Origin of the sequence: Streptomyces atratus (genome assembly GCF_900119365.1) — a bacterium.
Lineage (GTDB): Bacteria > Actinomycetota > Actinomycetes > Streptomycetales > Streptomycetaceae > Streptomyces > Streptomyces atratus_B.
Map to the genome: position 1 here is coordinate 486589 of NZ_FPJO01000002.1, position 24868 is coordinate 511456.

Sequence of the window (24868 nt, forward strand, 5' to 3'; positions counted from 1 at the left end):
GCCCGCGGGTCAGCGGTAGTCCTCCGGGTGGCCCTGCATCCAGGTGTTGACGCGGTCGCGGGTGCCGGTCAGGGACTGCCGGTCAGGGGCGGTCGATCAGGGACTGCAGCGCGGGCGCGTACAGGTCCGCGATGTGTTCGGGGGTGGCGTCCGCGCCGGCACCTTCGCGGTGGAGGCTGAGGGTGGCGCCGAGGCCGAGGAGGTGGCCGGCGATCAGTTCGGCGCGCAGGGCGCGTTCGCGGCCGGGGAGGCGGGCGGTCAGGGCGTCGGTGACCTGCTCCTGGAAGCGGTCGCGCAGCAGGGAGCGCTCGTCGCGGTTGCCGAGCGAGAAGACGACGCGCAGCAACGGGTCGGACTGCAGTTCGCGGCGGCGGTTCACCAGCGTCACCACCATGTGACGGCCCAGCACGCCGAGCGGGGCGTCGAAGAGTTCCGCGGCGGCGGGCCCGAAGTCGGCGACGGTGTTGAAGAGTTCTTCCTTGCGGCCGAAGTGCTTGACCACCAGGGACGGGCTCACGCCGGCGTCGGCCGCGATCCCCCTGATGGTGACCTCGGCATACGGGCGCTGGGTGAACGCCCGGCGGGCCGCGCGCAGGATCGCGTCCCGGCCGGTGCCCGGGTCGGCGGCGGGCCGGGCCGGAGCCGGTACGGTGGCCTGGCCACTGGTCATGCGCCCTCCTGGATCGGCATCGTCCCCACCCCGTCCTTCCGGTCGGCGGGAACGTCATGGTGCTCTTCGACCGTACCCGTCGCGGGTGCCCGGCCGCCCGGCAGGAACAGGGTGACCAGCAGCGCCGCGAGCGCCGCACCCGCCGCGATCAGGAAGACCAGCTGGTACGCGTGGAGCGTCGGGGCCGTTCTGCCGCCCACCCGGAAGGTGATGTTGGCGAGGACGGCGGCCACCGTCGCGCTGCAGAAGGCCTGTCCGATCGACCGCATCAGCGTGTTGAGGCCGTTGGCCGCGCCCGTCTCGCTCACCGGGACACCGCGCATGACCAGCGCCGGGAGTGCCGAGTACGCGATGGCCGTGCCCGAGGCGACGACCGTCGCGCCGGCGATGATCAGCCAGAGGTTGTGGCTGGTGAAGTACCGCACCACGTAACCGGTGCCGATCACCCCGGCCGCCAGCGCCAGGCTGACCTTCGGGCCGTACTTCGCGGAGATCCGTGCCGAGACCGGTGAGAGCGCCACCATCATCACGCCGCCCGGCAGCAGACAGAGGCCGCTGACGACGAGCGAGGCGCCGAGCCCGTACCCCGTCTCCTTCGGCTCCTGCACCATCTGCGCGGTGACCAGGGAGTTCGCGTAGAAGGCGAAGCCGATCAGCAGGGCGGCGACGTTGGTGAGCAGGACCGCCGGGCGGGCCGAGACCCGCAGGTCGACCATGGGCGACGCCACCCGGAGCTCGTACGCGCCCCAGAACAGCGCCACGACGACGGCCGCCACCAGCAGGCCGGTCGTCCGCGCCGAGGTCCAGCCCCAGTCGGCGCCCTGGGTGACCGCGAGCAGCAGGCAGACCAGGGCCCCGGACAGTCCGAGCGCGCCGAGGGCATCGAAGCGGCCACGGGTGCGCACCGGCGATTCCGGTACGCACCGCAGCACCAGCACGATGTCGATGACGCCGATCGCGCCCGAGACCCAGAACATCGTGTGCCAGTCGAAGTTCTCGACGACGAGGGCCGCGACCGGCAGCCCGACCGCCGCGCCGATGCCGAGCGTCGAGCTCATCAGCGCGACGGCGGACAGCACCCGCTCGGGCGGGAGTTCGTCGCGCAGGATGCTGATGCCCAGCGGCAGGACGGCGAGGGCGGCACCCTGCAGGGCGCGGCCGGTGATCAGCACCCCGATGTGGGAGCTGACCGCGCACAGGACCGAACCCAGCACCAGCACCATGAGCGAGGCGACGAGCACCCGCCGCTTGCCGTACATGTCGCCGGCCCGGCCCAGGACGGGCGTGAAGACGGCGCCGGTGAGCAGGGTGACGGTGACCAGCCAGCTCGCGGCGGCCGGGGTCGCGCCGGTCAGGGCCGGGATGTGCGGGAGCAGCGGGACGACGATCGTCTGCATCACCGCGACCACGACACCGCAGAACGCCAGCACGCCGACCGCGAAGCGGGGGTGCGGGGCCTCGGTGGTGGCGGTGGCCGGGGCGGGTATGTCCGCGGGCATGGCTCTCCGTACGGTGCTCGGCGGCAGGGCGTGGTGCGGGGTGCAGGGCGAAGCGACACAGAGGTGCAGGGGCGCAGGGGCAAAGCGACACAGGGGTGCACGCGCGTTCACCCCTCAGGGTAAACGCGCGTGCACCCCCTCGGCGACCGGAATCCCGGGCACCGCGTTAGCCTCGAAGACCCGGGCCCTCACGGCCCGGACGACACGGACGAGAAGGCGAAGGTGGCTGCGATGGCGAAGGTTCCGGCAGCGGCGGTGGCGGCGAGCGGGCTGGTCGGCGGGTACGCCGTGGCGCGGTGGACCAGGAAGCGGCAGCTGGGCGGGGTCGCCCTCGCCGCCGCGGGCACCGTCGCCGCGTACGAGTGGAACCGGCAGGCCGGGCCGCGCGCCGCCGCCGGGCTGACCGCGGCGTATCTCGCCGCGTTCGCCGGTTCGCACCCACTGGCCAAGAAGGTCGGCGCCTGGCCCGCCGTCTTCACCGCGGCGGGCAGCGTGGCCGCAGCGTCGTGGGCGGTCACCCGCCGGGCCACCTGAGCCGCACGGACAAAAGCACGGGTAAGGGGCGGGGGCTCCGAAAAGCCCCCGCCCCTTACCGTGCTGTGCCGCGCTACGCCCCCAGCACCCACGACACCGTGTAGATCAGCAGCCCCGCCAGCGCACCCACCACCGTGCCGTTGATCCGGATGAACTGCAGGTCGCGGCCGATGTGCGCCTCGATCTTCCTCGACGTCTGATCCGCGTCCCAGCCGGCGACCGTGTCGCTGATCAGCGAGGTGATCTCCGCGCGGTACGTCGTGACGACATAGACCGCCGCGTCCTCCAGCCAGCCGTCCAGCTTCGCCTGGAGCCGGCTGTCGGTCGCCAGCCGCGCCCCCAGCGCCATCAGCGAGGCCCGCGCCCGCAGCCGCAGCTCGCTCTGCTCGTCCTCCGCCGCCGCGATGATCATCGTGCGTACGGACGCCCAGGCCGAGGCGATGACATCCTGGACCTCGCCACGCCCCAGGATCTCCGACTTCAGCCGCTCCACCCGGGCCCGGGTGTCCGAGTCCGTCTGGAGATCGGCCGCGAAGTCCGTCAGGAAGGTGTCGATCGAGGCGCGCGCCGGGTGCCCCGGCATGTCCCGCATCTCCGTGACGAAGCGCAGCAGCTCCTTGTAGACCCGCTCCCCCACCCGCTTGTCGACGAACCTCGGGGTCCAGCCCGGAGCCCCGCCCTGCACCGCGTCCATCACCGAATCACCGTGCAGCACCAGCCAGTCATGGGCGCGTGCGCAGATCAGGTCCACCACCTTGCGGTGGCCGCCGTCGGCGACGATCTTCTCCAGCATCTTGCCGAGACCCGGCCCGATCTCCGCCGCGTTGGCCCGCCGGGTGATCGCCTCGCCCACCACAGCCTGCACATCGGAATCCCGCAGCACCCTCAGCGCACCGCGCAACGCCGTCGACAGCTCGGCGGTGACCCGGTCCGCGTGCTCCGGCTCGGCCAGCCAGGCGCCGAGGCGGCCACCGACACCGAGCGCGTGGATCCGGCCCCGCACGACGTCGCCGGAGAGAAAATTCTCGCCGACGAAGGAACCCAGGGAGGCCCCGAGCTGGTCCTTCTTGGTAGGGATGATGGCGGTGTGCGGGATCGGCAGGCCGAGCGGACGCTTGAACAGCGCCGTGACGGCGAACCAGTCGGCCAGCGCACCCACCATCCCCGCCTCGGCGGCCGCGGCGACGAAGCCCGGCCAGCCACCCACACCCGCGTTCTTCGCCCAGGTGGCGAGCACGTACACCAGCGCGACCAGCAGGAGGAGGCCCGTGGCCGTGGTCTTCATCCGGCGCACCCCGCGCCGCTTCTCCTCGTCCGCCGCGGTGTACGCGAACGAGGCGAGCGAAGCAGCCCGGCCACCGGGCACAGGACGGGCCGCACCCGCCACCCGCTCCCCGGCACGCTCCTGCTGCCGCGCCCCCGGCTCCCCGGGGCCGGTCCGATCGATCCGTTCCATCCGCTCCACCCGTCCGCGTACGCCTCGCCCCCGGTGTCCCGTACGCATTGTCCCTACCTGACCTACTCCCGGGCCGCACGTCGAGTTCCCGATGCCCTGCCCCATCATGGGATCAGTCCAATTGATCACGAGGAGAAACACCGCCCATGCCCAGGCGCCAGGGGTACGCCCTGCTCATCGCCCTCGTGGCGGGCACCGCCGCACTCGCCGCCGCCGTCGCCTTCGCAGGCTCCCTGCTGTTCTCCGGCTCCGGCAACCGGCCGGAGCCGATCACCGCACCCGACCCGCGCTCCGTGGCCCGCACACCCGCCGCCCCCGCCCACTCCACCGGCCTCTGGGCCGCCACCTGGGCAGCCGCACCCGTCGCCGGGGTGGCCGACTCCTACAACGGCAGCACCCTGCACCGGCGCACCATCCGTAACGTCGTGCACACCAGCATCGGCGGCGACGCGGCCCGCATCACCCTCTCCAACGCCTTCGGCACCCGTCCGCTGGTCGTGGACCGCGCCACCGTGAGCAGCCGCCCCGTGACCTTCCAGGGCGCCGGCAGCGTGACCGTCGCGGCCGGCGGGCAGGTCGTCAGCGACCCCGTCGCCGTCCGGGTCGCCGCCGACTCCGATCTGGTGGTCACCCTGCGCACCCCCACCACCGAGGGGCCCGTCACCCTCCACGGACGCAGCCACCAGACCTCGTACGTGGACACCGCATGGGGCACCCGGCGGACCGAGGACTGGCGCTACCTCACCGCCGTCGACGTACACACCCGGGCCGCCGCCGGAACGATCGCCGTGATCGGCGACTCGCTCACCGCCGGCACCGGCTCCACCCTCGACACGAACAGCCGCTGGCCCGATGTGCTCGCCGACCGGCTGGACGGCCGGTACGGGGTGACCAACGCGGGCATCGCGGGCAACCGGCTCCTGCGCGACGGAAGCGGCGTACGGGCGAGCGCCCGCTTCGAGCGCGACGTACTGGACATCGCCGGAGTGAAGACCGTCGTCGTCGCGCTCGGCATCAACGACGTGCAGCGGTCCCCCCAGGAGACCGACCCGCAACGCATCGCGAACGCCCTGCGGTCCCTGACCCAGCGCGCCCACGCACGCGGGCTGCGGGTCACCGGGGCGACGCTGATGCCGTACGAGGGATACCGCACCTGGACACCCGCGCGCGACGGCGTACGGGAACAGGTCAACGCGCTGATCCGGGCGGGCGGGATCTTCGACCACGTCATCGACTTCGACGCGGCGGCCCGTGACCCACACCGCCCGACCCGGCTCCGCCCGGCCTGGGACAGCGGCGACCACCTCCACCTCAACGACACGGGCTACCGGCTCCTGGGCTCACTGGTGGACCTGACGGAACTGACGCCCGAACAGCCCAGGTCCGACCAGCTCTGACAGGCAACGCCGACGGGCGGTGCCCCGGACCTCGACCTCGAACGTCCACGCGGACGTCACAGCCCTACATGCCGGTGGCCGACTCATACATCTTCGCGATCACGGCCTCGATGTCCGGCTCCCGCACCGACAGATCGACCAACGGATAGTCCGCGGCGATCCGCGCAACCAGCGGAGCAGCCGACTCCGAAGCCGGGAAGGCCAGCCACTGCCGCGGCCCCTCCACCTTCACCGTACGGACCGAAGGCGCCGACTCCAGCCGGATCGGCGGCAGTTGACGCTCCAGATCGACCACCAGCGTCCGCTCGCTCTCGCCCACCTCATGCAGACCGGCCAGGGCACCGTCATACATCAACCGGCCGTGGTCGATCACCATCACACGCTTGCAGAGCTGCTCGATGTCCGTCAGATCATGGGTCGTGAGCAGCACCGTCGTACCGCGTTCGGCGTTCAGGTCGCGCAGGAAACCACGCACCCTGGACTTGGAGACGACATCCAGCCCGATCGTCGGCTCGTCCAGATACAGCACCTCGGGATCGTGCAGCAGCGCCGCGGCGATGTCACCACGCATCCGCTGCCCCAACGACAACTGACGCACGGGCACGTCCAACAACTCCCCCAGATCGAGGAGTTCGACACAACGGTCCAGATTCTCCCGGTAACGCGCATCAGGAATCCGGTACATCCGGTGCATCAGACGGTACGAATCACGCAACGGCAGGTCCCACCAGAGCGTGGTGCGCTGACCGAACACCACACCGATCCGGTGCGCCAGCCTCGTACGCTCCCGGGAAGGATCGATGCCCGCCACCCGCAGCCGGCCGCCGCTCGGGGTGAGGATGCCCGTCAGCATCTTGATCGTCGTCGACTTCCCCGCGCCGTTCGGGCCGATGTAACCCACCATCTCGCCACGCGCGACACGGAAGCTGATCGAGTCGACCGCCCGCACCCGGTGGCGCTCACCACGCATGAAACCGGTCTTGCGACGCACGTCGAAGACCTTCTCCACATCGTCCAGCTCGATGAATCCGGTGGTGGTTTCCGCGTCCATGTCCGGCCCCCTGCCTCATTCGTTGTCTTGGATCAACTTCCTGTACTGCGGTACGCGCGCAGACCCGCGCGCCAGGCCAGACCGGCCGGCAGCCAGAACAGGCCCGCCACCAACGGCGGCAGGAACGCCACCCAGTCCGGCAGACCCAACGGATACTCCCGACCCAGCACATACAGCGCGGGCAGCCAGTTCACGAAGGCCAGCGGCACCACGAACGTCACCCCACGCACCAGATCCTTCGCGAAGACCGACGGCGGGTACTGGAGCAGTGTGTTCCCGCCGTACGTGAAGGCGTTCTGCACCTGGGCCGCATCCTGCGCGACGAACTGGAACGCCGCCCCGGCCACGAACAGCGCCCCGAAGATCGCCGCCCCGCTCAGCAGCATCAGCGGCACCATCGCCACCTTCAGCGGCGACCACGCGATGTCCAGCGCCACCAGCGCGTACCCCAGCACCAGCGCCCCCTGAAGCACCCGCCCCAGCCTGCGCAGCGCGAACCGGTCCGCCGCCACCTGGGCGAGCACCGGGACCGGCCGCACCAGCAACGTGTCCAGCGTGCCGTCGCGCACCCGCCGGCCCAACCGGTCCATCGAACCCAGCAACAGATCGGCGAAACCGAACGCCGTGCCCGACACCCCGTACAACAGCGCGATCTCGGGCAGCGTGTAGCCGCCCAGCCGGTCCACATGCGAGAACATCAGCAGAATCGCGACGAAGTCGAAGGCGGTCGCCGCGAAGTTCCCGAACGCCGTCAGAGCGAACGAGGCACGGTACGCCATCGTCGAACGCAGCCACATCATCGCGATCAGCCCGTACGCCCTGACCCCCTCGACGAACCGCGGCCGTCGGGCGAACACCTCCTCGGGCCAGTCGGCGAGCCGGCCGCCGGGCACGTCCGCCGCCCCGGCCACCTCCACCGCACCGGTCGTATCAGCCACCCTGGACCACCACCCTCCGCGTCGCCACCGACTGCACCATCCGCCCCACCAGCAGCAACGCCAGCGCCCAGCCGCCCTGGAAGGCGTACGCCCGCACCAGCTCCCACCCCGGGTACTTACCGAGAAACACATCGACCGGCACCTGGAGCAGCGACGACCACGGCAGCCCCCGCGCGACGTCCCCCAGCACCCCGGGGAACAACGTCAGCGGAAGCAGCATCCCGGAGAAGAACATCCCGGCCAGCCACGCCATCTGCGCCATCCCCGCCCCGTCCAGCAGCCAGAACGCGGAGAGCGCCACCAGATAACGGATCGCGAAACTGACCACGACACCGAGCGCCACCGACACGAGGAAGGCCACCCAGATCCCCGGCGAGGAGGGCAACGCCAGATCGAAGACGAGCGAGCCCACCAGCATCGGCACGATGCCACGCCCCAGCAGATGGAAAGCGGCACGACCCAGATCGCCCGCGAGCCACCACAGTTGGAGATCGGCGGGCCGGTAGAGATCGACCGCGATGTCACCGGTGCGGATCCGCTCGATCAGCTCGTCCTCGAAGCCGCCGCCCATCATGGAACAGGTCATCAGCAGCGCCTGCCCCAGCCAGACGTAGCTGAGCGCCTGCGACATGTCGTAACCACCGAGCTGCGGCCGCTCGTCCCACAACGCCACATAGGTGTACGCGAGGATGAACCCGAAGACAGTGTTGGTGAAGACCCCCGCCGCCGTGGCGGTCCGGTAGGTGGCGTAGCGCCGGAACTGTCCCGCCGCCACCACCGCGTAAAGCCGCACCGCATACACCCCCCATCGCCCGGTGCCCAACGGCTTTGGACACCAAAGCGCACGACCCTAGTCCAACGGGAACAGCCACCGCGACCGCTTTTCGGGGCCGATCCGGGGTCGATCCGGTGCTTGTTCCACAGAAAAGGGCACTATGGGGGAACTGACCGCGGCCGAGGAGTCTGCACCGAAATGAGCGACGAGCCACAGCAGCCGAGCGGGGAACACGAACCCCGGGGCTGGGCCCCCAGGGATCCGGCCGCCCACGGCAGCGCCGGAGCGTCCGGCAATCCCGGCGACGGAAGCGGGAGCGGGAGCGGGAGCGGGAGCGGCAAGGCGAAGAAGCCCAAGCGCACCGGATGGCGCCGCGCCGTCCCCACCTGGCGAATGGTCCTCGGCGCCGTCCTCTTCGTCGCCGCGCTCCTGATCGGCGGCTTCATCGCCGGGTACGAACTCGTCGACATCCCGGCCGCCAACACCAGCGCCACCGCACAGTCCAACGTCTACCTCTACAAGGACGGCAGCGTCCTCGCCCGCTCCGGCGAGGTCAACCGGGAGAACGTCAAGCTGGCCCAGGTGCCACTCACCGTCCAGCACGCCGTCCTCGCCGCGGAGGACCGCGACTTCTACTCCGAACGGGCCGTCGACCTCAAGGCCATGACCCGCGCGGCCTGGAACACCCTCACCGGCAAGGGCAAACAGGGCGGCTCGACAATCACCCAGCAGTACGTCAAGAACTACTACCTCGGCCAGGAACAGACCGTCGTCCGCAAGATCAAGGAATTCTTCATCGCGGTCAAACTCAACCGCGAGGAGTCCAAGAGCCAGATCCTCGAGGGCTACCTCAACACCAGCTACTTCGGCCGCAACGCCTACGGCATCCAGGCCGCCGCCCAGGCCTACTACTCCAAGGACATCGGCGACATCACCACCGCCGAGGGCGCCTACCTCGCCTCCCTGCTCAACGCCCCCAGCGCGTACGACATCGTCGTCCACCCCGAGAACAAGGCCGCAGCCCTCGGACGCTGGAACTACGTACTCGACGGCATGGTCAAGGAGAAGTGGCTCGACGCGGGCGAACGCGCCGCGACGAAGTTCCCCATGCCCGGCAAGGTCAAGCCGCCCACCGGACTCTCCGGACAGCGCGGCTACATCGTCCAAGCCGTCGAGGACTACCTCACCGGCAACGACGTCATCGACGAGAACACCCTCGCCACCGGCGGCTACCGGATCACCACCACCCTGGAAAAGAAGAAGCAGGACGCGCTCGTCAAGGCCGTCGACGACAACGTCATGTCCCACACCAGCCCCGACCGCCCGGCCGACCGCAACGTCCGCGTCGGCGGCGCCTCCATCGACCCCCACACCGGCCGCGTCGTCGCCATGTACGGCGGCATCGACTACACCAAGCAGTACGTGAACAACGCGACCCGGCGCGACTACCAGGTCGGCTCCACCTTCAAGCCCTTCGTCTTCACCTCCGCCGTCGCGGGCCGCTCCACCACCCAGGACGGCCGGCGCATCACCCCCAACACCATCTACGACGGCACCAACAAACGCATGGTCCAGGGCCCCCACGGACCCACCGGATACGCCCCCGCCAACGAGGACGACATCAACTACGGGCCCATCACCGTCTCCATCGCCACCGACAAGTCCGTCAACGCCGTCTACGCCCAGATGGCCGAGGACGTCGGCCCGGACAAGGTCAAACAGACCGCCATCGACCTCGGCCTCCCCAAGAACACCCCCGACCTCACCGCAACCCCGTCCATCGCGCTCGGCGTCTCCACCGCCAGCGTCCTGGACATGACCGAGGCGTACGCCACCCTCGCCAACCACGGCCGGCACGGCGCATACACCCTCGTCGAGCGGATCAGCAAGGACGGCGAGGACCTCACGCTCCCCGACACCGGCCACACCGAGCAGGCGGTCAGCCGCCAGGCCGCCGACACCACGACCTCGATCCTCCGGAGCGTCGTCGAGAGCGGCTCCGGCACCGCCGCCCAGGGCGCGGGGCGCCCCGCCGCAGGCAAGACCGGCACCGCCGAGGAGGACAAGGCAGCCTGGTTCGCCGGCTACACCCCCGACCTCACCACCGTCATCGCCGTCATGGGCCAGGACCCCGAGACCGGCGTACAGAAACCGCTGTACGGAGCACTCGGACTCGCCCGCATCAACGGCGGCGGAGCACCCGCCCAGACCTGGGCCCAATACACCGAAGCCGCCCTGCGCTCCACCACGGCCACGGACTTCGACCTCGAACTCGAACCCGGCGCCGAGGAACCCGCCCCGCCCACCGACGAGGAAACCACCCCGCAGGACACGGGAACACCCTCCGAAACCACCTCCAGCACCCCACCGAACAGCCCCGGAACCACCCCGCCCGGCGAGCCGTCGACCCCCGGATCCAGCGAACCGGCCACCGGCGGCACGGACACCGGCACCCCGACCGAAAGCACCACCGCCAACGGCGGCGCACAGAACGCCGGCGGGGACAACGCCGGCGGCGACAACGACAGTGACAACGGCGGCCCCCGCGGCGACGAAACCGCCGACGGGGACAGCTACGGATTCCTCCCCGGCCCCCGGGGCACCCCCGCCCCGCGTCAGTGACCCGAGGTCGCCTTCAGCCCCACGACGGCGACCAGCAGCAGACAGACGAAAAAGATCCGGGCGGCGGTCACCGGCTCGTTCAGCACGACCATCCCCAGCACCGCCGCACCGGCCGCACCGATACCGACCCACACGCCGTACGCCGTACCGATCGGCAGCGTCTTGGCCGCATGGGACAGCATCACCATGCTCGCCACGATCCCGAGACCCGTGAACACACTCGGCCACAGCCGGGTGAACCCCTCGGTGTACTTCATCCCGATCGACCAAGCCACTTCCAGCAGACCGGCGACAACAAGCAGAACCCACGCCACAACGGCACCTCCGACGAGACAGAACACGCGAACAACACAGGTGCGTCGTCTTTTCGAAGCCCGGTACGGCGCGTCTCGTCGGGTGCCCCCACCGTAGCAAAGAACATGCAAAAGGCCTGGTGACACCGGTCACCAGGCCAAGCACCCACAGCCGCGGGCAGCACTGCCGCAGAACGGGACAGGAGCTACAGATACAACCCGGTCGAATCCACCGACCCCTCGAACCGGTCCGCCGCCACCGCGTGCAGATCCCGCTCACGCATCAGCACATACGCCACACCACGCACCTCGACCTCCGCACGGTCCTCGGGGTCGTACAGCACCCGGTCGCCCGGCTCCACCGTCCGCACGTTCTGGCCGACCGCGACCACCACGGCCCAGGCCAGCCGACGGCCGACCGCGGCCGTCGCCGGAATCAGAATGCCGCCACCGGAACGCCGCTCGCCCTCGGGCGTATCGGACCGGACCAGCACACGGTCGTGCAACATGCGGATGGGCAGCTTGTCGTCGGTGTTCTCGCTCACGCCCCGCAACCTACCTGCCCGCCGCGCCCACACGCCCCTCCGGGGTGCACAGGCCGCGACATCAGCTCTTCCGACGCCGCTTCGACGCCACGACCAGACCCACGACACCCACCGCGAGCAACGCCGCCGGAATCACCCGCTCCAGCCGCGGGGCCCCGTCCTCGGAAACGAACTGCGCCTTCACATCCGACACCGCCCGGTTCACCGCGACGAAAGCCCGCCCGGCCGTCCGGTCCACGGCCTCGACAGCCTTGGCCTTCACATCACCCATGATCGTATCCGGGTGCACCCGCACCCCGATCTCATCGAGCACCACCGCAAGCTGCTCACGCCTGCTGATGATGTCCGCCTCGATCTGCGCAGGGGTCCTGGCATCCGACACTGCGCCGCCTCCGTGGTCGTCGTCCGGTAAACCTTCATCGCCAGTCTGTCAGCTCGACCGCCCGCGCACCCGGCGGCACCCCTATTACGCTCGGTCCCGTACACCCCACGTGCCACCCGAGGAGAACCATGAGCGAGCGACTCCAGCCCGGCGACACCGCCCCCGCCTTCACCCTGCCCGACGCCGACGGCAACGAGATCTCGCTCGCCGACCACAAGGGCCGCAAGGTCATCATCTACTTCTACCCGGCCGCCCTCACCCCCGGCTGCACCAAGCAGGCCTGCGACTTCACCGACAACCTGGAGCTGCTCGCCGGCGCCGGATACGACGTGATCGGCGTCTCCCCCGACAAGCCCGAGAAGCTCGCCAAGTTCCGCGAGCAGGAGAACCTCAAGGTCACCCTGGTCGGCGACCCGTCCAAGGAGACCCTTGAGGCATACGGCGCCTTCGGCGAGAAGAAGCTCTACGGCAAAACGGTGACGGGCGTCATCCGCTCCACGATCGTCGTGGACGAGGAGGGCAAGGTCGAACGCGCCCTCTACAACGTCAAGGCCACCGGCCACGTCGCCAAGATCATCAAAGACCTCGGCATCTGAAACCGGGGGTCCGCCCAGCTCCCGGAATGGCCTGCACCGCTTCAGCCCCGACCGAAGCGGTGCAGGCCATTCCACATCTTGTCGGATATCGGACGTGACACTCCGATAAATGGCTCGTTGATCCGTACGAGGCCGCGAACACGCGGCCGGATGCGGAGGGGAACATGGCGGCTCGATACACCCGTGAGTTACTCGAGGAAGCGGCGCGGGAGACCACGAACGCGAACGACGCGGTCCGCTGGTGCGGGGGAACACCGACGCCGGGGAGCCGGAGCTATCTGCGCCGGAAGATGACCGAGGCGGGGGTGGATATCTCGCACTTCGCAGACACAAGGGTGCGCCACACCGAAGAGACACTGCGCGAACTCGTCGCCTGCTCCAAGAGCATGGCCGAGGTAGTGCGCAAGTTGGGCGTAAGCGCCGTCGGCGGCAATCAGGCGTACATCGGCCGCCGCGTAGCCAAGCTCCGCATCGATACGTCACATTTCCTGCGTACAACTCCGCACAGGCCCAAAGGGGCCTTGGGGAACCCGCTGGTCCTCGGCTCCCCTTCGGACGGCAGGATTCCGGGCGAACGGCTGCGTCGCGAACTGATCCGCCATGGGGTCAAGGATTCCTGCGCCGCCTGTGGCAACGAAGGAGAGTGGCTGGGCCAACCGCTCCGGCTCGAAGTGGACCACATCAATGGCGACTGGTGGGACAACCGCCCAGAGAACATCCGGCTCCTCTGCCCCAACTGCCATGCGGCAACCGACACCTATCGCGGTCGCAAGCGCAGGAGGACAGCATGAGCGACCAGAACAAATACCCTCGTGACCTGCTCGAACGAACTGCGGCTACGGCGACCAGCCTCGTCGACACCCTGCGCCGACTCGATGCACCGCTGGGTAGCCGGTCGCTCCGCTACGTACGCGACCGGCTCAAGCACTACGGCATCGACACGTCCCACTTCGCCGAGGAGGCTCTGCCGAGTCAAGGGCGCCACGCGTACCCGAAGGAACTGCTCACCGAAGCAGCCGCCCAAACGCACAGCATCCGGGAAATGTTCGAATACATGGGCCTACCCCCAAGCGAGAGCCCCTACGGCTACCTGCGCAGAAGAATCGACCGTCTCGACATCGACACTTCCCACTTCACCAGCGGACGAAGGTACGGGACGCCTTCCACCCCGCGCCACGAGCTGGCGGCTGCCGTCACCGCGTCCCACAGCCTGGCCGGCGTCCTGAGGGCCCTCGGCCAGGCCGACAACGGCGGCGCTCGTGCCCGACTGAAACGGGACATCAAGGCATACGGCCTGTCGACTGCTCACTTCTCCGGTCAAAGCCAGCGTCGCGGCACGCACTCCCCGTACCGCAGATCCTCAGCCGAGATTCTTCAGCGCCTGGAATCAGGAGCGCCCCGAACGAGCACAGCCCTCTTGCGAAGAGCACTCGACGACATCGAGGTACCTCGCAGATGCGCAAGGTGCGGAACCGGTGAGACGTGGCGAGGGAACCGCCTCGTCCTGGAAATCGACCACATCAGTGGCGACCGGCTCGACAACCGGGCTGACAACCTTCGCTACCTCTGCCCCAACTGCCATGCCCTCACAGGAACATGGTGCCGGAACCGGCGCCGAACCAAATCGGCCGCCGCATAAGTCTTCGAGTCTGCGCAGCCTCTCCTTGTAGACTGCCGGAGACGCGCGAGTGCTGGAATCGGTGAGACAGGCTGGTTTTAGGTACCAGTGCCCTAGCGGCGTGAGGGTTCGAGTCCCTCCTCGCGCACCCCGGTGACAGGTCCGGCCCGCTTCCGCAGCGGGCCGGACCCGTTGCATTCACGGAGACGCCGTCACCCCACCAACCCCCGAACCACCGGCACCAGTGCCCGGAACGCCCTGCCCCGGTGGCTGATCGCGTTCTTCTCCGCCGGGGTCAGTTCCGCGCAGGTGCGGGTTTCGCCCTCGGGCTGGAGGATCGGGTCGTAGCCGAACCCGTTGGTGCCGGACGGGGTGTGGCGCAGGGTGCCCGTCAGGCGGCCCTCGACCACGCGTTCCGTGCCGTCGGGGAGGGCGAGGGCGGCCGCGCAGGCGAAGTGGGCGCCGCGGTGGGGCGCGTCGATGTCGGAGAGCTGGGCCAGGAGCAGGTCCAGGTTGGCCCTGTCGTCGCCGTGGGTGCCGGCCCAGCGGGCGGAGAAGATGCCGGGGGCGCCGCCGAGCACGTCCACGCAGAGGCCGGAGTCGTCGGCGATGGCCGGGTGGCCGGTGGCCTTGGCGAGGGCGTGGGCCTTGAGCAGGGCGTTCTCGGCGAAGGTGACGCCGGTTTCCTTGACGTCGGGGATGTGGGGGTACGCGTCCGCGCCGACGAGCTCATGGGTGAGGCCGGCGTCGGCGAGGATCGCGTGGAGTTCGGTGATCTTCCCGGCGTTGCGGGTGGCGAGGATGAGGCGGGTCATGTCACCCAGTATCGGGGGTGGTCAGGGGGTGCAGACCTTGCCGATCTCCGCGGCTGCGTCGGTGACCGGGGTGATGTCGGGGGTGGCGTCGCCCTTGTCGATGGAGTCGCGGACGTTGCCGACGCCGGCCTGGAGGTTGTCGACGGCCTTGCCGAGGTCGGCGTTGTCGGTCTTGTCGCCGAGTTCGCCGAGTGACTTCTCGATCTCGTCGAGGGCTTCGGAGGCCTGGGTGGGGTCACTGGTGGCGTTGGAGACGGCCTTCTGGAGGTTGTCGACGCTGGTGGCGATGGCGTCGGCGGTGCGGACGCAGTCCAGTGCCTTGTCGACGGCGCCGCAGCCGGACGCGGCGGTGAGGGCGAGGGCGGTCAGGGTCAGCGCGACGGTGATGCGGCGGTGGCGGGTGGCCTTGGCCATGGTGCGGTTCCTCTCCGGATGCGGATATGCGGACGGGCGCACGGTTCGACCCGTGCGCCCGTGTTCGTAACGACGCGCTGTGGTGCGTACTTGGTTGCTTCTTTACTCGCCCAGGGTGCGGGCGAGGGCCTCGTGCTGGATGACGGTCAGGTCGGCGCAGCCGGCCGTGGCGAGGTCGAGGAGGGCGCCCAGTTCCTTGCGGTCGAAGGGGGTGGCCTCGGCGGTGCCCTGGACCTCGACGAAGCGGCCGTCGCCGGTGCAGACGACGTTCATGTCGGTCTCGGCGCGGACGTCCTCCTCGTAGCAGAGGTCGAGGAGGGGGGTGCCGTCGACGATGCCGACGCTGATCGCGGAGACGGTGTCGGTCAGGGGCTTGCGGCCGTGCTTGACGATCTTCTTGTGCTGGGCCCAGGTGACGGCGTCGGCGAGGGCGACGTAGGCGCCGGTGATGGCGGCGGTGCGGGTGCCGCCGTCGGCCTGGAGGACGTCGCAGTCGAGGACGATGGTGTTCTCGCCGAGGGCCTTGTAGTCGATGACGGCGCGTAGGGAGCGGCCGATGAGGCGGCTGATCTCGTGGGTGCGGCCGCCGATCTTGCCGCGTACGGATTCGCGGTCGCCGCGGGTGTTGGTGGAGCGGGGCAGCATGGAGTATTCGGCGGTGACCCAGCCTTCGCCGCTGCCTTTGCGCCAGCGCGGGACGCCTTCGGTGACGGAGGCGGTGCAGAAGACTTTGGTGTCGCCGAAGGAGATGAGTACGGAGCCTTCGGCGTGCTTGCTCCATCCGCGTTCGATGGTGACGGGGCGGAGCTGTTCGGGGGTGCGGCCGTCGATACGAGACATGGCGTCGACCCTATCGGGTGCCGGGGTGGCGTCCGTTCGGGTGCGGTGCAGGCCCCGTCCGGGCGGGCGGGGCCTGTACGGTGCCGAGCGGTCGGCTCAGCGAAGGGCTGGGCGGCCGGTCACATCATGTCTTCGATGTCGGCGGCGATGGGGTCGGCGTCGGTGCCGATGACGACCTGGATCGCGGTGCCCATCTTCACGACGCCGTGGGCTCCGGCGGCCTTGAGCGCGGCTTCGTCGACCTTGCTCGGGTCGTGGACCTCGGTGCGGAGGCGGGTAATGCAGCCTTCGATCTCGTCGATGTTCTCGATTCCGCCGAGCCCGGCGACGATCTTCTCAGCCTTGCTGGCCATGGCCTTCTCCCTGGTTCTTCACATGCGTGCGACGGCCCACCCTGGGTCCGTTTCGTCACCGTAACGCACGTTTGGCCCAGCTTCGCGGGCGGGTGTCTGGGTGGTCCCCAATGATGACGATCACTGGTGCTCTGTCTTCCAGGCGGGTTACGCGCCGTACCCCAACTGGTCTATACCACTCTGCAGCGACCGCCGAACGCGCCTTGTTCCGGGAGGATGCCGATGAGCTCAAGCAGCGCCGCAGTGCCACAGAAGACGTGGTGGAACGGCTTCGTCCAGAGCCTCCAGAAGATGGGCCGCAGCCTCCAGCTCCCGATCGCCGTACTGCCGGCGGCCGGCATTCTCAACCGGTTGGGCCAGCCGGACGTATTCGGCGACGAGGGCCTGGGCTGGAACAACATCGCCAAGGTGTTCGCGGCCGCGGGCGGCGCGCTGCTCGACTCGGGGCTCGGCCTTCCCCTGCTGTTCTGCATCGGTGTCGCGATCGGCATGGCGAAGAAGTCGGACGGCTCGACCGCGCTCGCCGCGGTGGCCGGCTTCCTCGTCTACTACGCGGTGCTGCACGCCTTCCCGGTGGACTGCGCCCCGGGTTCGACGTTCACCTCGGGCGGCACCTGGTTCGGCACCTGCGTGACCGGCGACGCCAAGGTCACGGCCGCCGAGTACCAGAACCCCGGCGTGTTCGGCGGCATCGTGATGGGCCTGCTGTCCGCCTGGTTCTGGCAGCGGTACCACCGGGTCAAGCTGGTGGACTGGCTGGGCTTCTTCAACGGCCGCCGGCTCGTCCCGATCATCATGGCGTTCGTCGGCCTGCTCTTCGCGGGGCTGTGCGCCTGGCTGTGGCAGCCGATCGGTGACGGCCTGACCAGCTTCTCCAAGTGGCTGGTGGACCTGGACTGGGTGGGCTCCGGCATCTTCGGTGTCGCCAACCGCGCGCTGCTGGTCATCGGTCTCCATCAGTTCCTGAACACGTTCGTCTGGTTCCAGTTCGGTGACTTCACCAAGCCGGACGGCACGGTCGTGCACGGTGACATCAACCGGTTCCTGGCGGGCGACCCGACGGCCGGCCAGTTCACCTCGGGGTTCTTCCCGATCATGATGTTCGCCCTGCCCGCGGCGGCACTGGCGATCTACCACTGCGCCAAGCCGCATCGCCGCAAGGCGGTCGGCGGCATGATGCTCTCGGTCGCGCTGACGTCGTTCGTGACGGGTATCACCGAGCCGATCGAGTACTCGTTCCTCTTCGTCGCGCCGCTGCTGTACGGGATCCACGCGGTGCTCACCGGTGTCTCGATGGCGGTGACATGGGCGCTCGGGGTCAAGGACGGCTTCAGTTTCTCGGCCGGTCTGATCGACTACGTCATCAACTGGAGCCTGGCGACCAACCCCTGGCTGATCATCCCGATCGGGCTGGCCTTCGCCGCCGTGTACTACGTGATCTTCCGGTTCGCGATCACCAGGTTCGACCTCCAGACGCCGGGCCGCGAGCCCGACGAGCTGGAGGAGGAGATCGAGAGGAACCTCACGAAGTAGCACGCTTCCTGGCCGGTGACCCGACGGCCGGACAGTTCATGACCGGCTTCTTCCCGATCATGATGCGGCGAAGCCCTTAGATCTCGTACACCGCCCCCGGCATCGCCACCTCCGCCGGTCCGTGGAAGACCGTGCGGGCGTCGGCCAGATTGCGGGCGGCGTCGGTCCACGGCGGGATGTGGGTCAGGACGAGGCGCCCCACTCCGGCGCGGGCGGCGGTCTCGCCCGCCTCGCGGCCGTTGAGGTGGAGGTCCGGGATGTCCTCCTTGCCGTGGACGAAAGATGCTTCGCAGAGGAACAGGTCGACGCCCTCGGCGAGTTCGTCCAGGGCCTCGCAGATCCCCGTGTCGCCGGAGTACGCCAGCGAGCGGCCGCCGTGCTCGATCCGGATCGCGAAGGTGTCGACGGGGTGGCAGACCTTCTCCGTACGGACCGAGAAGGGGCCGATCTCGAACGATCCCGGCTTCAGCGTATGGAAGTCGAAGACCTCGCTCATCGCGTGCTCGGACGGGGTGTCGGCATGGGCGGTGGTCAGCCGCTGCTCGGTGCCTTCGGGTCCGTAGACCGGGATGGGGGCGGGGCGCCCCCCGTCGTGCCGGTAGTAGCGGACGACGAAGTACGCGCACATGTCGATGCAGTGATCGGCATGGAGGTGACTGAGGAAGATGGCGTCGAGGTCGTAGAGACCGACATGGCGCTGCAGCTCGCCGAGGGCGCCGTTGCCCATGTCGAGGAGCAGCCTGAAGCCGTCGGCCTCTACGAGATAGCTCGAACACGCTGATCCCGCGGACGGGAACGAGCCGGAGCTGCCGACGACGGTGAGCTTCATGGAGCGTGAACCTCCGAGACGTGGGAACGGGGAGGGTTCGTGCGGTCTGTTGAGCGGTTTGTCGAGCGTAAGGCGCGGAACAGCCGGTCGCTCCTCCGTGGCCGTCCGTTGTGGGGGAACTCACCTGCTCTGTCACCGGTTCGATGGAAGCGGTGGGGACGCCGGTACGGTCGGAGCATGGACATGTCCTGGTGGTGGATCGCGCTCGTCCTTGTCGTGCTGCTCGCGCTCGTCGCGGCGGTCGCCGACGGGCGGGGGCGGGGCGGGCGCGGGCCTCGTGGACGTGCCCGCAGGCCGGCGGGGTCGGCGGGGGCGCGCTCCGGTGGGCGTCCGGGTGGGCGGACCCGTCCGCCGGCGGGGCCCGGGCGCGGTCCGGGGCCGGAGCGCGGGCCGCGGCCGGGTGAGATCTGGTGGGCCGAGGTGCCGTACGAGGACGGGCCCGGGGCGAAGGACCGGCCCTGTCTGGTGCTGTCGGTACGGGGTGACTCGGCGCTCGTCGCGAAGATCACCAGCAAGCGTCACGAGGACCGGCCCGGAGTGATCGCGCTGCCCGCCGGGACGGTGGCGGATGTGCAGGGCCGGGCGAGCTTCCTGGAGACGGACGAGCTGCGGGAGGTCGCCGTGCGGGGGTTCCGGCGGCGGGTGGGGGTCGTGGACGCGGGGGTGTGGGAGCGGGTGCGCGGGCTCGGCCGGGGCGGGGCGGGGTGAGCGCGGGCGCGGGCCGGGGTGCCCCCGCGCCCGCGCCGGGGCACTGCGTTCCTGCCCCGTTACGCCCTTGCGCCCTTACGCCTTTACGCCTTTACGCCTTTACGCCCAGAGCTGGCCGTGCAGCGTCTCGATGGCCGCTTCCGTGGTCGGGGCCGTGTAGACGCCCGTCGACAGGTACTTCCAGCCGCCGTCCGCGACGACGAAGACGATGTCGGCGTTCTCCCCCGCCTTCACGGCCTTCTTTCCCACTCCGATCGCCGCGTGGAGTGCGGCGCCGGTGGAGACGCCCGCGAAGATGCCCTCCTGCTGGAGGAGTTCGCGGGTGCGGGTGACCGCGTCCGCCGAGCCGACGGAGAAGCGGGTGGTGAGGACCGAGGCGTCGTAGAGCTCGGGGACGAAGCCCTCGTCGAGGTTGCGGAGCCCGTAGACCAGGTCGTCGTAGCGCGGCTCGGCGGCGACGATCTTGATGTCCGGCTTGTGTTCGCGCAGGTAGCGGCCGACGCCCATGAGCGTCCCGGTGGTGCCGAGGCCGGCCACGAAGTGGGTGACGGACGGGAGGTCGGCGAGGATCTCGGGGCCGGTGGTGGCGTAGTGGGCGCCCGCGTTGTCCGGGTTTCCGTACTGGTAGAGCATGACCCAGTCGGGGTGTTCGGCGGCCAGTTCCTTGGCGACGCGTACCGCCGTGTTGGAGCCGCCGGCCGCCGGGGAGGAGATGATCTCGGCGCCCCACATGGCGAGCAGGTCGCGCCGTTCCTGGGAGGTGTTCTCGGGCATGACGCACACGATGCGGTAGCCCTTGAGCTTGGCCGCCATGGCGAGCGAGATGCCGGTGTTGCCGCTGGTGGGTTCCAGGATGGTGCAGCCGGGGGTCAACCGGCCGTCCTTCTCCGCCTGTTCGACCATGTGGAGCGCGGGGCGGTCCTTGATCGAGCCGGTGGGGTTGCGGTCCTCCAGCTTGGCCCAGATGCGGACCTCGTCCGAGGGTGACAGCCGCGGCAGGCGGACGAGCGGGGTGTTGCCCACCGCGGCGAGCGGGCTGTCGTACCGCATCAGTTCATGCCGCCGGCGACGGCCGGGAGGATGGTGACGTTGTCGCCGTCGCTGAGCTTGGTCGAGATGCCGTCGAGGAAGCGGACGTCCTCGTCGTTGAGGTAGACGTTCACGAAGCGGCGGAGTTCGTTGCCGTCGACGATGCGGTCGCGGATGCCGTTGTGGCGGCTCTCCAGGTCCGCGAAGAGGTCGGCGAGGGTCGCTCCGTTGCCTTCGACGGCCTTGGCGCCGTCGGTGTAGGTGCGGAGGATGGTCGGGATGCGGACCTCGATGGCCATGGCGTGGGCTCCTGTCGGAAGCGGAGAGGTGGCGTGGGGCGCGCGGCTCTGCCCCCGCGCGGGGGTTGGTGCGTACGTGTGATGCTCTCGGGCCGCGGGCCCTGCTCAGGCCTTGCGGCCGGCGGGCAGGCGGCAGGTACAGATCGCGCTGGAGAGCCTGCACAGGTCGACGTGCAGCCGCGCGACGAGCAGGATGCCCGGCGTCTTGTCGCTCACGTCATGGGGAACCATGCGCTCATCGTATCGATTCCCGGTCCGTAATCCCGAGTGTGATCTCACCTGGTGGATGCCTGGCGTTCGACAGGTGGACGGGGCCGTGGTGAGTCCGGTCCCGTCCGGCCGGTGGGCGGTCTGCCGGGGTGCGGCGGTACGGCGCGGTCAGGCGGGTTCGTACGCCTCGACGACCTCGACGTCCTCCTCGGTGATCTCGCCGTCCACGATGCGGTACGAGCGGAACTGGAAGGGGCCCGCGTCGTCGGTGTCCGCCGTGGAGACGAGGACGTAGTGGGCGCCGGGCTCGTTGGCGTAGGTGACGTCGGTGCGGGAGGGGTAGGCCTCGGTGGCGGTGTGGGAGTGGTAGATGATCACCGGCTCCTCGTCGCGGTCGTCCATCTCGCGGTAGAGCTTGAGGAGGTCGGCCGAGTCGAACTCGTAGAAGGTGGGCGAGCGGGCGGCGTTGAGCATCGGGATGAACCGTTCGGCGCGGCCGGTCCCGGCCGGTCCCGCGACCACGCCACACGCCTCGTCGGGGTGGTCGGCGCGGGAGTGGGCGACGATCTGGTCGTGGAGCGCCTGGGTGATGGTCAGCATTTCGCCAGGATAGGCATGCGGGCCCTCGCGTACCGAAGTGTGGTACGGCGGGGCCCGCATGGTGGACGAGGCCGCTGAAGCGGCAGGTCGGCGGCTCAGTTCTTGGCGAAGGCCTTGTTCTCGGGGTTGCGGGCCTTGAGGACCACGTACGAGATGCCGAGGAGGGCGGCCCAGAGCGGGGCGCAGTACAGCGAGATCCTGGTGTCCTTGTCGATGCCCATCATCACGACGACCACGGCGATGAAGGCCAGCGCGAAGACGCTGCTGTACGGGGCGCCGGGGGCCCGGAAGGCGGACTGCGGGAGCGTTCCGCGGTCGGCGAGGCGCCGGTAGCGGATCTGGCAGATCAGGATCATGATCCAGGCCCACATGCCGGAGATGGTGGCGAACGAGACGACGTAGGTGAAGGCGTCACCGGGCCACTGGTAGTTGACCCAGACGCCGACGAGCATCAGGGCGGCGGAGAAGGTGGTGCCGACGAGTGGGGTGCCGCTCCTGGTGAGCCGGGTGAAGAGCTTCGGGCCCTGCCCGTTGAGCGCGAGGTCGCGCAGCATGCGGCCGGTGGAGTACATGCCGGAGTTGCAGGAGGAGAGCGCCGCGGTCAGTACGACGAAGTTGACGATGCCGGCGCCGAGGCCGAGACCCATCTTCTCGAAGGCGGCGACGAACGGGGAGACGCCCGGCGAGAACTCGGTCCACGGGACCACGGAGAGGATCATGATGAGGGCGCCGACGTAGAAGACGGCGATGCGCCACGGCACGGTGTTGATGGCTTTGGGCAGGACGGTCTTCGGGTCCTTGGACTCGCCCGCGGTGACGCCGACGAGTTCGACGGCGAGGAAGGCGAACATCACGATCTGCAGGGTCATCAGGGTGCCCTTGATGCCGTGCGGGAAGAATCCGCCGTCCGACCAGAGGTGGGTGACGGACGCGGTGTCCCCGGCGTCGGAGAAGCCGAGGGTGAGAATTCCGGCGCAGATGAGGATCATGCCGATGATGGCGGTCACCTTGACCATGGAGAACCAGAATTCGAGTTCTCCGAAGAGTTTCACGGAGATCAGGTTCACGCCGTACAGGATGATGGTGAAGATCAGTGCCGAAACCCATTGGGGAATGCTGAACCAGAACGTCATGTACTGGGCGGCCGCGGTGACTTCGGTGATTCCGGTGACGACCCAGAACAGCCAGTAGGTCCAGCCGGTGACGAATCCGGCGAAGGGGCCGATGAATTCGCGGGCGTACTCGGAGAAGGAACCCGAGACCGGGCGGTACATGAGGAGTTCACCCAGTGCCCGCATGATGAAGAAGATCACCAGGCCCGCGACGGCGTAGGCCAGGATCAGGCTGGGTCCGGCCTTGGCGATCGCCTTTCCCGCGCCGAGGAAGAGCCCGGTGCCGATGGCTCCGCCGATGGCGATCATCTGGATCTGACGGGCGCCGAGGGCCCGCTGGTACCCCTCGCCCGCCGGGCCGGCATCCGCGACTTCCACGGCCTGGCGGCCGCCCTGCCCGTTGTCGACCTGTGCCGATGTCATGTGCTGCGCCTTTCTCCACGCCGATCCGCGCCGTCGAGGCTGCGGATCAGGTCCCGATCCCCCCGGATATGGATGGAGTGCCGCCGGTGGTGGCCGGCTCGTGACGCCCTCGGGAACAGGGGTGGCGTCCCCGAGTGGTCGTGAAGATTTATCACGGGCATCCGGGCGATCCACCGGACATTATGTGGTGCACGTCACAGGAAAAAGCGGACAAAAGTTTCCTGCCGCAGCAAAAGAGACCATTCGGGTGACAGGATCGTTATCCGGATTTGAGCATCCCTTGAGCGAACAGCGAACACTCGACGCTCGTCCGGAGCACGCCGCCGCGGCACCGGCTACGGCATCAGCGTTTCCACGAGCGTTTCCTGGAGCGCGCCGAGCCAGAGATAGGCCATGACCATCGGCTTGCGCGGGTCGCTGTCGGGGAGACGGTAGAGCGAGGAGCCGGACTCGCCCTCGTCCTGGTCGGAGACCTCCAGGCGGGTGCCGATGGTGAGCCGGAGGTCATTGAGGGCGCCGAGCCAGTTGCGGCATTCGTCGCCGGTCAGTTCGAGCACGGCGGAGCCGTCCCCGGCGACCGTGAGGGCGTCCAGGGTGCGTACGACGGCGAGGGCGTCGGTGCGCTTGCGGGCGCGCAGATCGTTCTCGGTGAAGCGGCGGAACTCGGCGGAGGCGGCCCGCAGTTCGCTGTCCTCGTCGCCGTACGCCTCGGGGAAGAGGCGGGCCAGGGCGGGGTCGGTGGGCGGCTCGCTGGGCCCCTCCGCGAAGAGGGCGGCGAGCGGGTCCGCGCCCTCGGCGGGTTCGTCGCCGGGACCGATCAGTTCCAGCAGCTGGACGGCGAGGGAGCGCAGGATCGCGATCTCCACCTCGTCGAGCGCGACGGCCGCGCCGCCGCCGGGGGTGGCCTCGAAGTGGCCGGCCATGGGTTTTCTCCGATGGTGGGTCGGGCGGGGCAGGATTCGGGCGGGGCGCAGGAGGAGGACCGGTCTAGTTGCGGTCCTGCGTGAGGGTGGCCCACAGTCCGTAGCCGTGCATGGCCTGGACGTCGCGCTCCATCTCCTCGCGGCTGCCGCTGGAGACGACCGCGCGCCCCTTCTGGTGGACATCCAGCATCAGCTTGTGCGCCTTGTCCTTGGGGTAGCCGAAGTAGGCCTGGAAGACATAGGTCACGTAGCTCATGAGATTGACCGGGTCGTTGTGGACCAGCGTCACCCAGGGGACGTCCGGCTCGGGGACGACGGCACTCTCCTCGGCCGATTCGGGACGCTCGATCTCTGTGGGTGCGACGCTCACCCACCCCATGCTGCCACTCGGGAGGGTGCATCGC

General features: G+C 69.4%; 29 protein-coding genes, 1 tRNA gene and 1 riboswitch. Of the genes, 9 read left to right on the plus strand and 21 right to left on the minus strand.

Annotated features, from left to right (window positions below):
• Window positions 1-82: 82 nt before the first annotated feature.
• Both BT364_RS06350 and BT364_RS06355 read right to left on the minus strand, forming a co-directional pair.
• Window positions 83-670 (minus strand): TetR/AcrR family transcriptional regulator, encoded by a 588-nt coding sequence (locus BT364_RS06350; RefSeq protein ID WP_072484088.1) that lies wholly within the window; start codon window positions 668-670, stop codon window positions 83-85.
• Entirely contained in the window at window positions 667-2169 is a 1503-nt protein-coding gene (locus BT364_RS06355) for an MFS transporter (RefSeq protein WP_072484089.1), read from the minus strand. Before BT364_RS06355 ends, BT364_RS06350 begins: the two co-directional genes overlap by 4 nt.
• A 231-nt stretch (window positions 2170-2400) precedes the next feature.
• Between BT364_RS06355 and BT364_RS06360 the strand changes: the two genes are divergently transcribed.
• Window positions 2401-2703 carry a hypothetical protein gene (locus BT364_RS06360; RefSeq protein ID WP_072484090.1) on the plus strand — a complete coding sequence of 101 codons (303 nt, stop codon included), beginning with the start codon at window positions 2401-2403 and terminating at the stop codon, window positions 2701-2703.
• 73 nt (window positions 2704-2776) lie between these two features.
• Here BT364_RS06360 and BT364_RS06365 read toward each other — a convergent pair whose 3' ends face one another.
• Window positions 2777-4159 carry a DUF445 domain-containing protein gene (locus tag BT364_RS06365; protein ID WP_371268218.1) on the minus strand — a complete coding sequence of 461 codons (1383 nt, stop codon included), beginning with the start codon at window positions 4157-4159 and terminating at the stop codon, window positions 2777-2779.
• 146 nt (window positions 4160-4305) lie between these two features.
• On the opposite strand from BT364_RS06365, the gene BT364_RS06370 reads away from it, so the two are divergent.
• On the plus strand, window positions 4306-5556 hold the full coding sequence (locus tag BT364_RS06370) for an SGNH/GDSL hydrolase family protein (protein ID WP_072484091.1): 1251 nt from the start codon (window positions 4306-4308) through the stop codon (window positions 5554-5556).
• Between the two features lie 64 nt (window positions 5557-5620).
• Here the strand turns inward: BT364_RS06370 and BT364_RS06375 are convergent, their stop codons facing one another.
• Genes BT364_RS06375 through BT364_RS06385 form a run of 3 tightly spaced genes read right to left on the minus strand, consistent with a single transcriptional unit; the run spans window position 5621 to window position 8338 of the window.
• Entirely contained in the window at window positions 5621-6607 is a 987-nt protein-coding gene (locus BT364_RS06375; RefSeq protein WP_072484092.1) for an ABC transporter ATP-binding protein, read from the minus strand.
• A 32-nt stretch (window positions 6608-6639) separates the two neighbouring features.
• Window positions 6640-7500, minus strand: a complete 861-nt coding sequence (locus BT364_RS06380) for an ABC transporter permease (RefSeq protein WP_072484209.1) — start codon at window positions 7498-7500, stop codon at window positions 6640-6642.
• Between the two features lie 37 nt (window positions 7501-7537).
• Window positions 7538-8338: an ABC transporter permease gene (locus tag BT364_RS06385; protein WP_072484093.1), complete on the minus strand. Its 801-nt coding sequence runs from the start codon at window positions 8336-8338 to the stop codon at window positions 7538-7540.
• A 180-nt stretch (window positions 8339-8518) separates the two neighbouring features.
• On the opposite strand from BT364_RS06385, the gene BT364_RS06390 reads away from it, so the two are divergent.
• On the plus strand, window positions 8519-10942 hold the full coding sequence (locus BT364_RS06390; protein ID WP_072484094.1) for a transglycosylase domain-containing protein: 2424 nt from the start codon (window positions 8519-8521) through the stop codon (window positions 10940-10942).
• Here the strand turns inward: BT364_RS06390 and BT364_RS06395 are convergent.
• From BT364_RS06395 to BT364_RS06405, 3 genes are all read right to left on the minus strand, one after another.
• The gene (locus BT364_RS06395) at window positions 10936-11256 is read right to left on the minus strand and encodes a DMT family transporter (RefSeq protein ID WP_072484095.1); all 321 of its coding nucleotides are present in this window, start codon (window positions 11254-11256) and stop codon (window positions 10936-10938) included. The two genes, BT364_RS06390 and BT364_RS06395, sit on opposite strands and share 7 nt — an antisense overlap.
• Window positions 11257-11295: 39 nt before the next feature.
• Window positions 11296-11359: riboswitch (guanidine-III (ykkC-III) riboswitch) on the minus strand.
• Between the two features lie 82 nt (window positions 11360-11441).
• Complete coding sequence (locus tag BT364_RS06400) at window positions 11442-11780, minus strand: GroES family chaperonin (protein WP_030923137.1); 339 nt, start codon at window positions 11778-11780, stop codon at window positions 11442-11444.
• Window positions 11781-11841: 61 nt separating this feature from the next.
• Window positions 11842-12162 carry a DUF3618 domain-containing protein gene (locus BT364_RS06405; RefSeq protein WP_072484096.1) on the minus strand — a complete coding sequence of 107 codons (321 nt, stop codon included), beginning with the start codon at window positions 12160-12162 and terminating at the stop codon, window positions 11842-11844.
• Between the two features lie 128 nt (window positions 12163-12290).
• Between BT364_RS06405 and bcp the strand changes: the two genes are divergently transcribed.
• From bcp to BT364_RS06425, 4 genes are all read left to right on the plus strand, one after another.
• Window positions 12291-12758: a thioredoxin-dependent thiol peroxidase gene (gene bcp / locus BT364_RS06410; protein ID WP_072484097.1), complete on the plus strand. Its 468-nt coding sequence runs from the start codon at window positions 12291-12293 to the stop codon at window positions 12756-12758.
• Between the two features lie 164 nt (window positions 12759-12922).
• Window positions 12923-13549, plus strand: a complete 627-nt coding sequence (locus tag BT364_RS06415; RefSeq protein ID WP_072484098.1) for an HNH endonuclease — start codon at window positions 12923-12925, stop codon at window positions 13547-13549.
• Window positions 13546-14397 (plus strand): HNH endonuclease signature motif containing protein, encoded by an 852-nt coding sequence (locus BT364_RS06420; RefSeq protein ID WP_072484099.1) that lies wholly within the window; start codon window positions 13546-13548, stop codon window positions 14395-14397. Before BT364_RS06415 ends, BT364_RS06420 begins: the two co-directional genes overlap by 4 nt.
• A 43-nt stretch (window positions 14398-14440) precedes the next feature.
• A tRNA-Leu gene (locus tag BT364_RS06425) sits at window positions 14441-14524 on the plus strand.
• A gap of 64 nt (window positions 14525-14588) precedes the next feature.
• Here the strand turns inward: BT364_RS06425 and rdgB are convergent.
• The 4 genes from rdgB to BT364_RS06445 form a co-directional block, all read right to left on the minus strand.
• On the minus strand, window positions 14589-15191 hold the full coding sequence (rdgB, locus tag BT364_RS06430; RefSeq protein WP_072484100.1) for an RdgB/HAM1 family non-canonical purine NTP pyrophosphatase: 603 nt from the start codon (window positions 15189-15191) through the stop codon (window positions 14589-14591).
• A 21-nt stretch (window positions 15192-15212) separates the two neighbouring features.
• Entirely contained in the window at window positions 15213-15605 is a 393-nt protein-coding gene (locus BT364_RS06435; RefSeq protein WP_072484101.1) for a hypothetical protein, read from the minus strand.
• Window positions 15606-15707: 102 nt separating this feature from the next.
• On the minus strand, window positions 15708-16445 hold the full coding sequence (gene rph / locus BT364_RS06440; RefSeq protein ID WP_072484102.1) for a ribonuclease PH: 738 nt from the start codon (window positions 16443-16445) through the stop codon (window positions 15708-15710).
• 119 nt (window positions 16446-16564) lie between these two features.
• Window positions 16565-16798 (minus strand): PTS sugar transporter subunit IIB, encoded by a 234-nt coding sequence (locus tag BT364_RS06445; RefSeq protein WP_014156020.1) that lies wholly within the window; start codon window positions 16796-16798, stop codon window positions 16565-16567.
• A gap of 222 nt (window positions 16799-17020) precedes the next feature.
• On the opposite strand from BT364_RS06445, the gene BT364_RS06450 reads away from it, so the two are divergent.
• On the plus strand, window positions 17021-18331 hold the full coding sequence (locus BT364_RS06450) for a PTS transporter subunit EIIC (protein ID WP_072484103.1): 1311 nt from the start codon (window positions 17021-17023) through the stop codon (window positions 18329-18331).
• Window positions 18332-18407: 76 nt separating this feature from the next.
• Here BT364_RS06450 and BT364_RS06455 read toward each other — a convergent pair whose 3' ends face one another.
• Entirely contained in the window at window positions 18408-19160 is a 753-nt protein-coding gene (locus BT364_RS06455) for an MBL fold metallo-hydrolase (protein ID WP_072484104.1), read from the minus strand.
• Window positions 19161-19337: 177 nt separating this feature from the next.
• Here BT364_RS06455 and BT364_RS06460 point away from each other — a divergent pair, with 177 nt between their 5' ends.
• Entirely contained in the window at window positions 19338-19868 is a 531-nt protein-coding gene (locus BT364_RS06460; protein ID WP_072484105.1) for a type II toxin-antitoxin system PemK/MazF family toxin, read from the plus strand.
• 99 nt (window positions 19869-19967) lie between these two features.
• Here BT364_RS06460 and BT364_RS06465 read toward each other — a convergent pair whose 3' ends face one another.
• The 7 genes from BT364_RS06465 to clpS all read right to left on the minus strand — a co-directional run bounded on the left by BT364_RS06465 (window position 19968) and on the right by clpS (window position 24843).
• A complete protein-coding gene (locus BT364_RS06465; protein WP_072484106.1) occupies window positions 19968-20918 on the minus strand; it encodes a PLP-dependent cysteine synthase family protein in 951 nt (316 codons plus the stop codon).
• A complete protein-coding gene (locus BT364_RS06470) occupies window positions 20918-21196 on the minus strand; it encodes a MoaD/ThiS family protein (RefSeq protein ID WP_072484107.1) in 279 nt (92 codons plus the stop codon). The genes BT364_RS06465 and BT364_RS06470 overlap by 1 nt, the downstream gene beginning before the upstream one ends.
• 105 nt (window positions 21197-21301) lie before the next feature.
• Complete coding sequence (locus tag BT364_RS42570) at window positions 21302-21427, minus strand: putative leader peptide (protein WP_256259613.1); 126 nt, start codon at window positions 21425-21427, stop codon at window positions 21302-21304.
• Window positions 21428-21574: 147 nt separating this feature from the next.
• Complete coding sequence (locus tag BT364_RS06475) at window positions 21575-22006, minus strand: M67 family metallopeptidase (RefSeq protein WP_072484210.1); 432 nt, start codon at window positions 22004-22006, stop codon at window positions 21575-21577.
• Window positions 22007-22101: 95 nt separating this feature from the next.
• On the minus strand, window positions 22102-23541 hold the full coding sequence (locus tag BT364_RS06480) for an amino acid permease (protein ID WP_072484108.1): 1440 nt from the start codon (window positions 23539-23541) through the stop codon (window positions 22102-22104).
• A gap of 335 nt (window positions 23542-23876) precedes the next feature.
• Window positions 23877-24464: a DUF2017 domain-containing protein gene (locus BT364_RS06485; RefSeq protein ID WP_072484109.1), complete on the minus strand. Its 588-nt coding sequence runs from the start codon at window positions 24462-24464 to the stop codon at window positions 23877-23879.
• Window positions 24465-24528: 64 nt separating this feature from the next.
• Window positions 24529-24843, minus strand: coding sequence for an ATP-dependent Clp protease adapter ClpS (gene clpS, locus BT364_RS06490; protein ID WP_072484110.1), 315 nt, complete (start codon window positions 24841-24843; stop codon window positions 24529-24531).
• Window positions 24844-24868 lie beyond the last annotated feature (25 nt).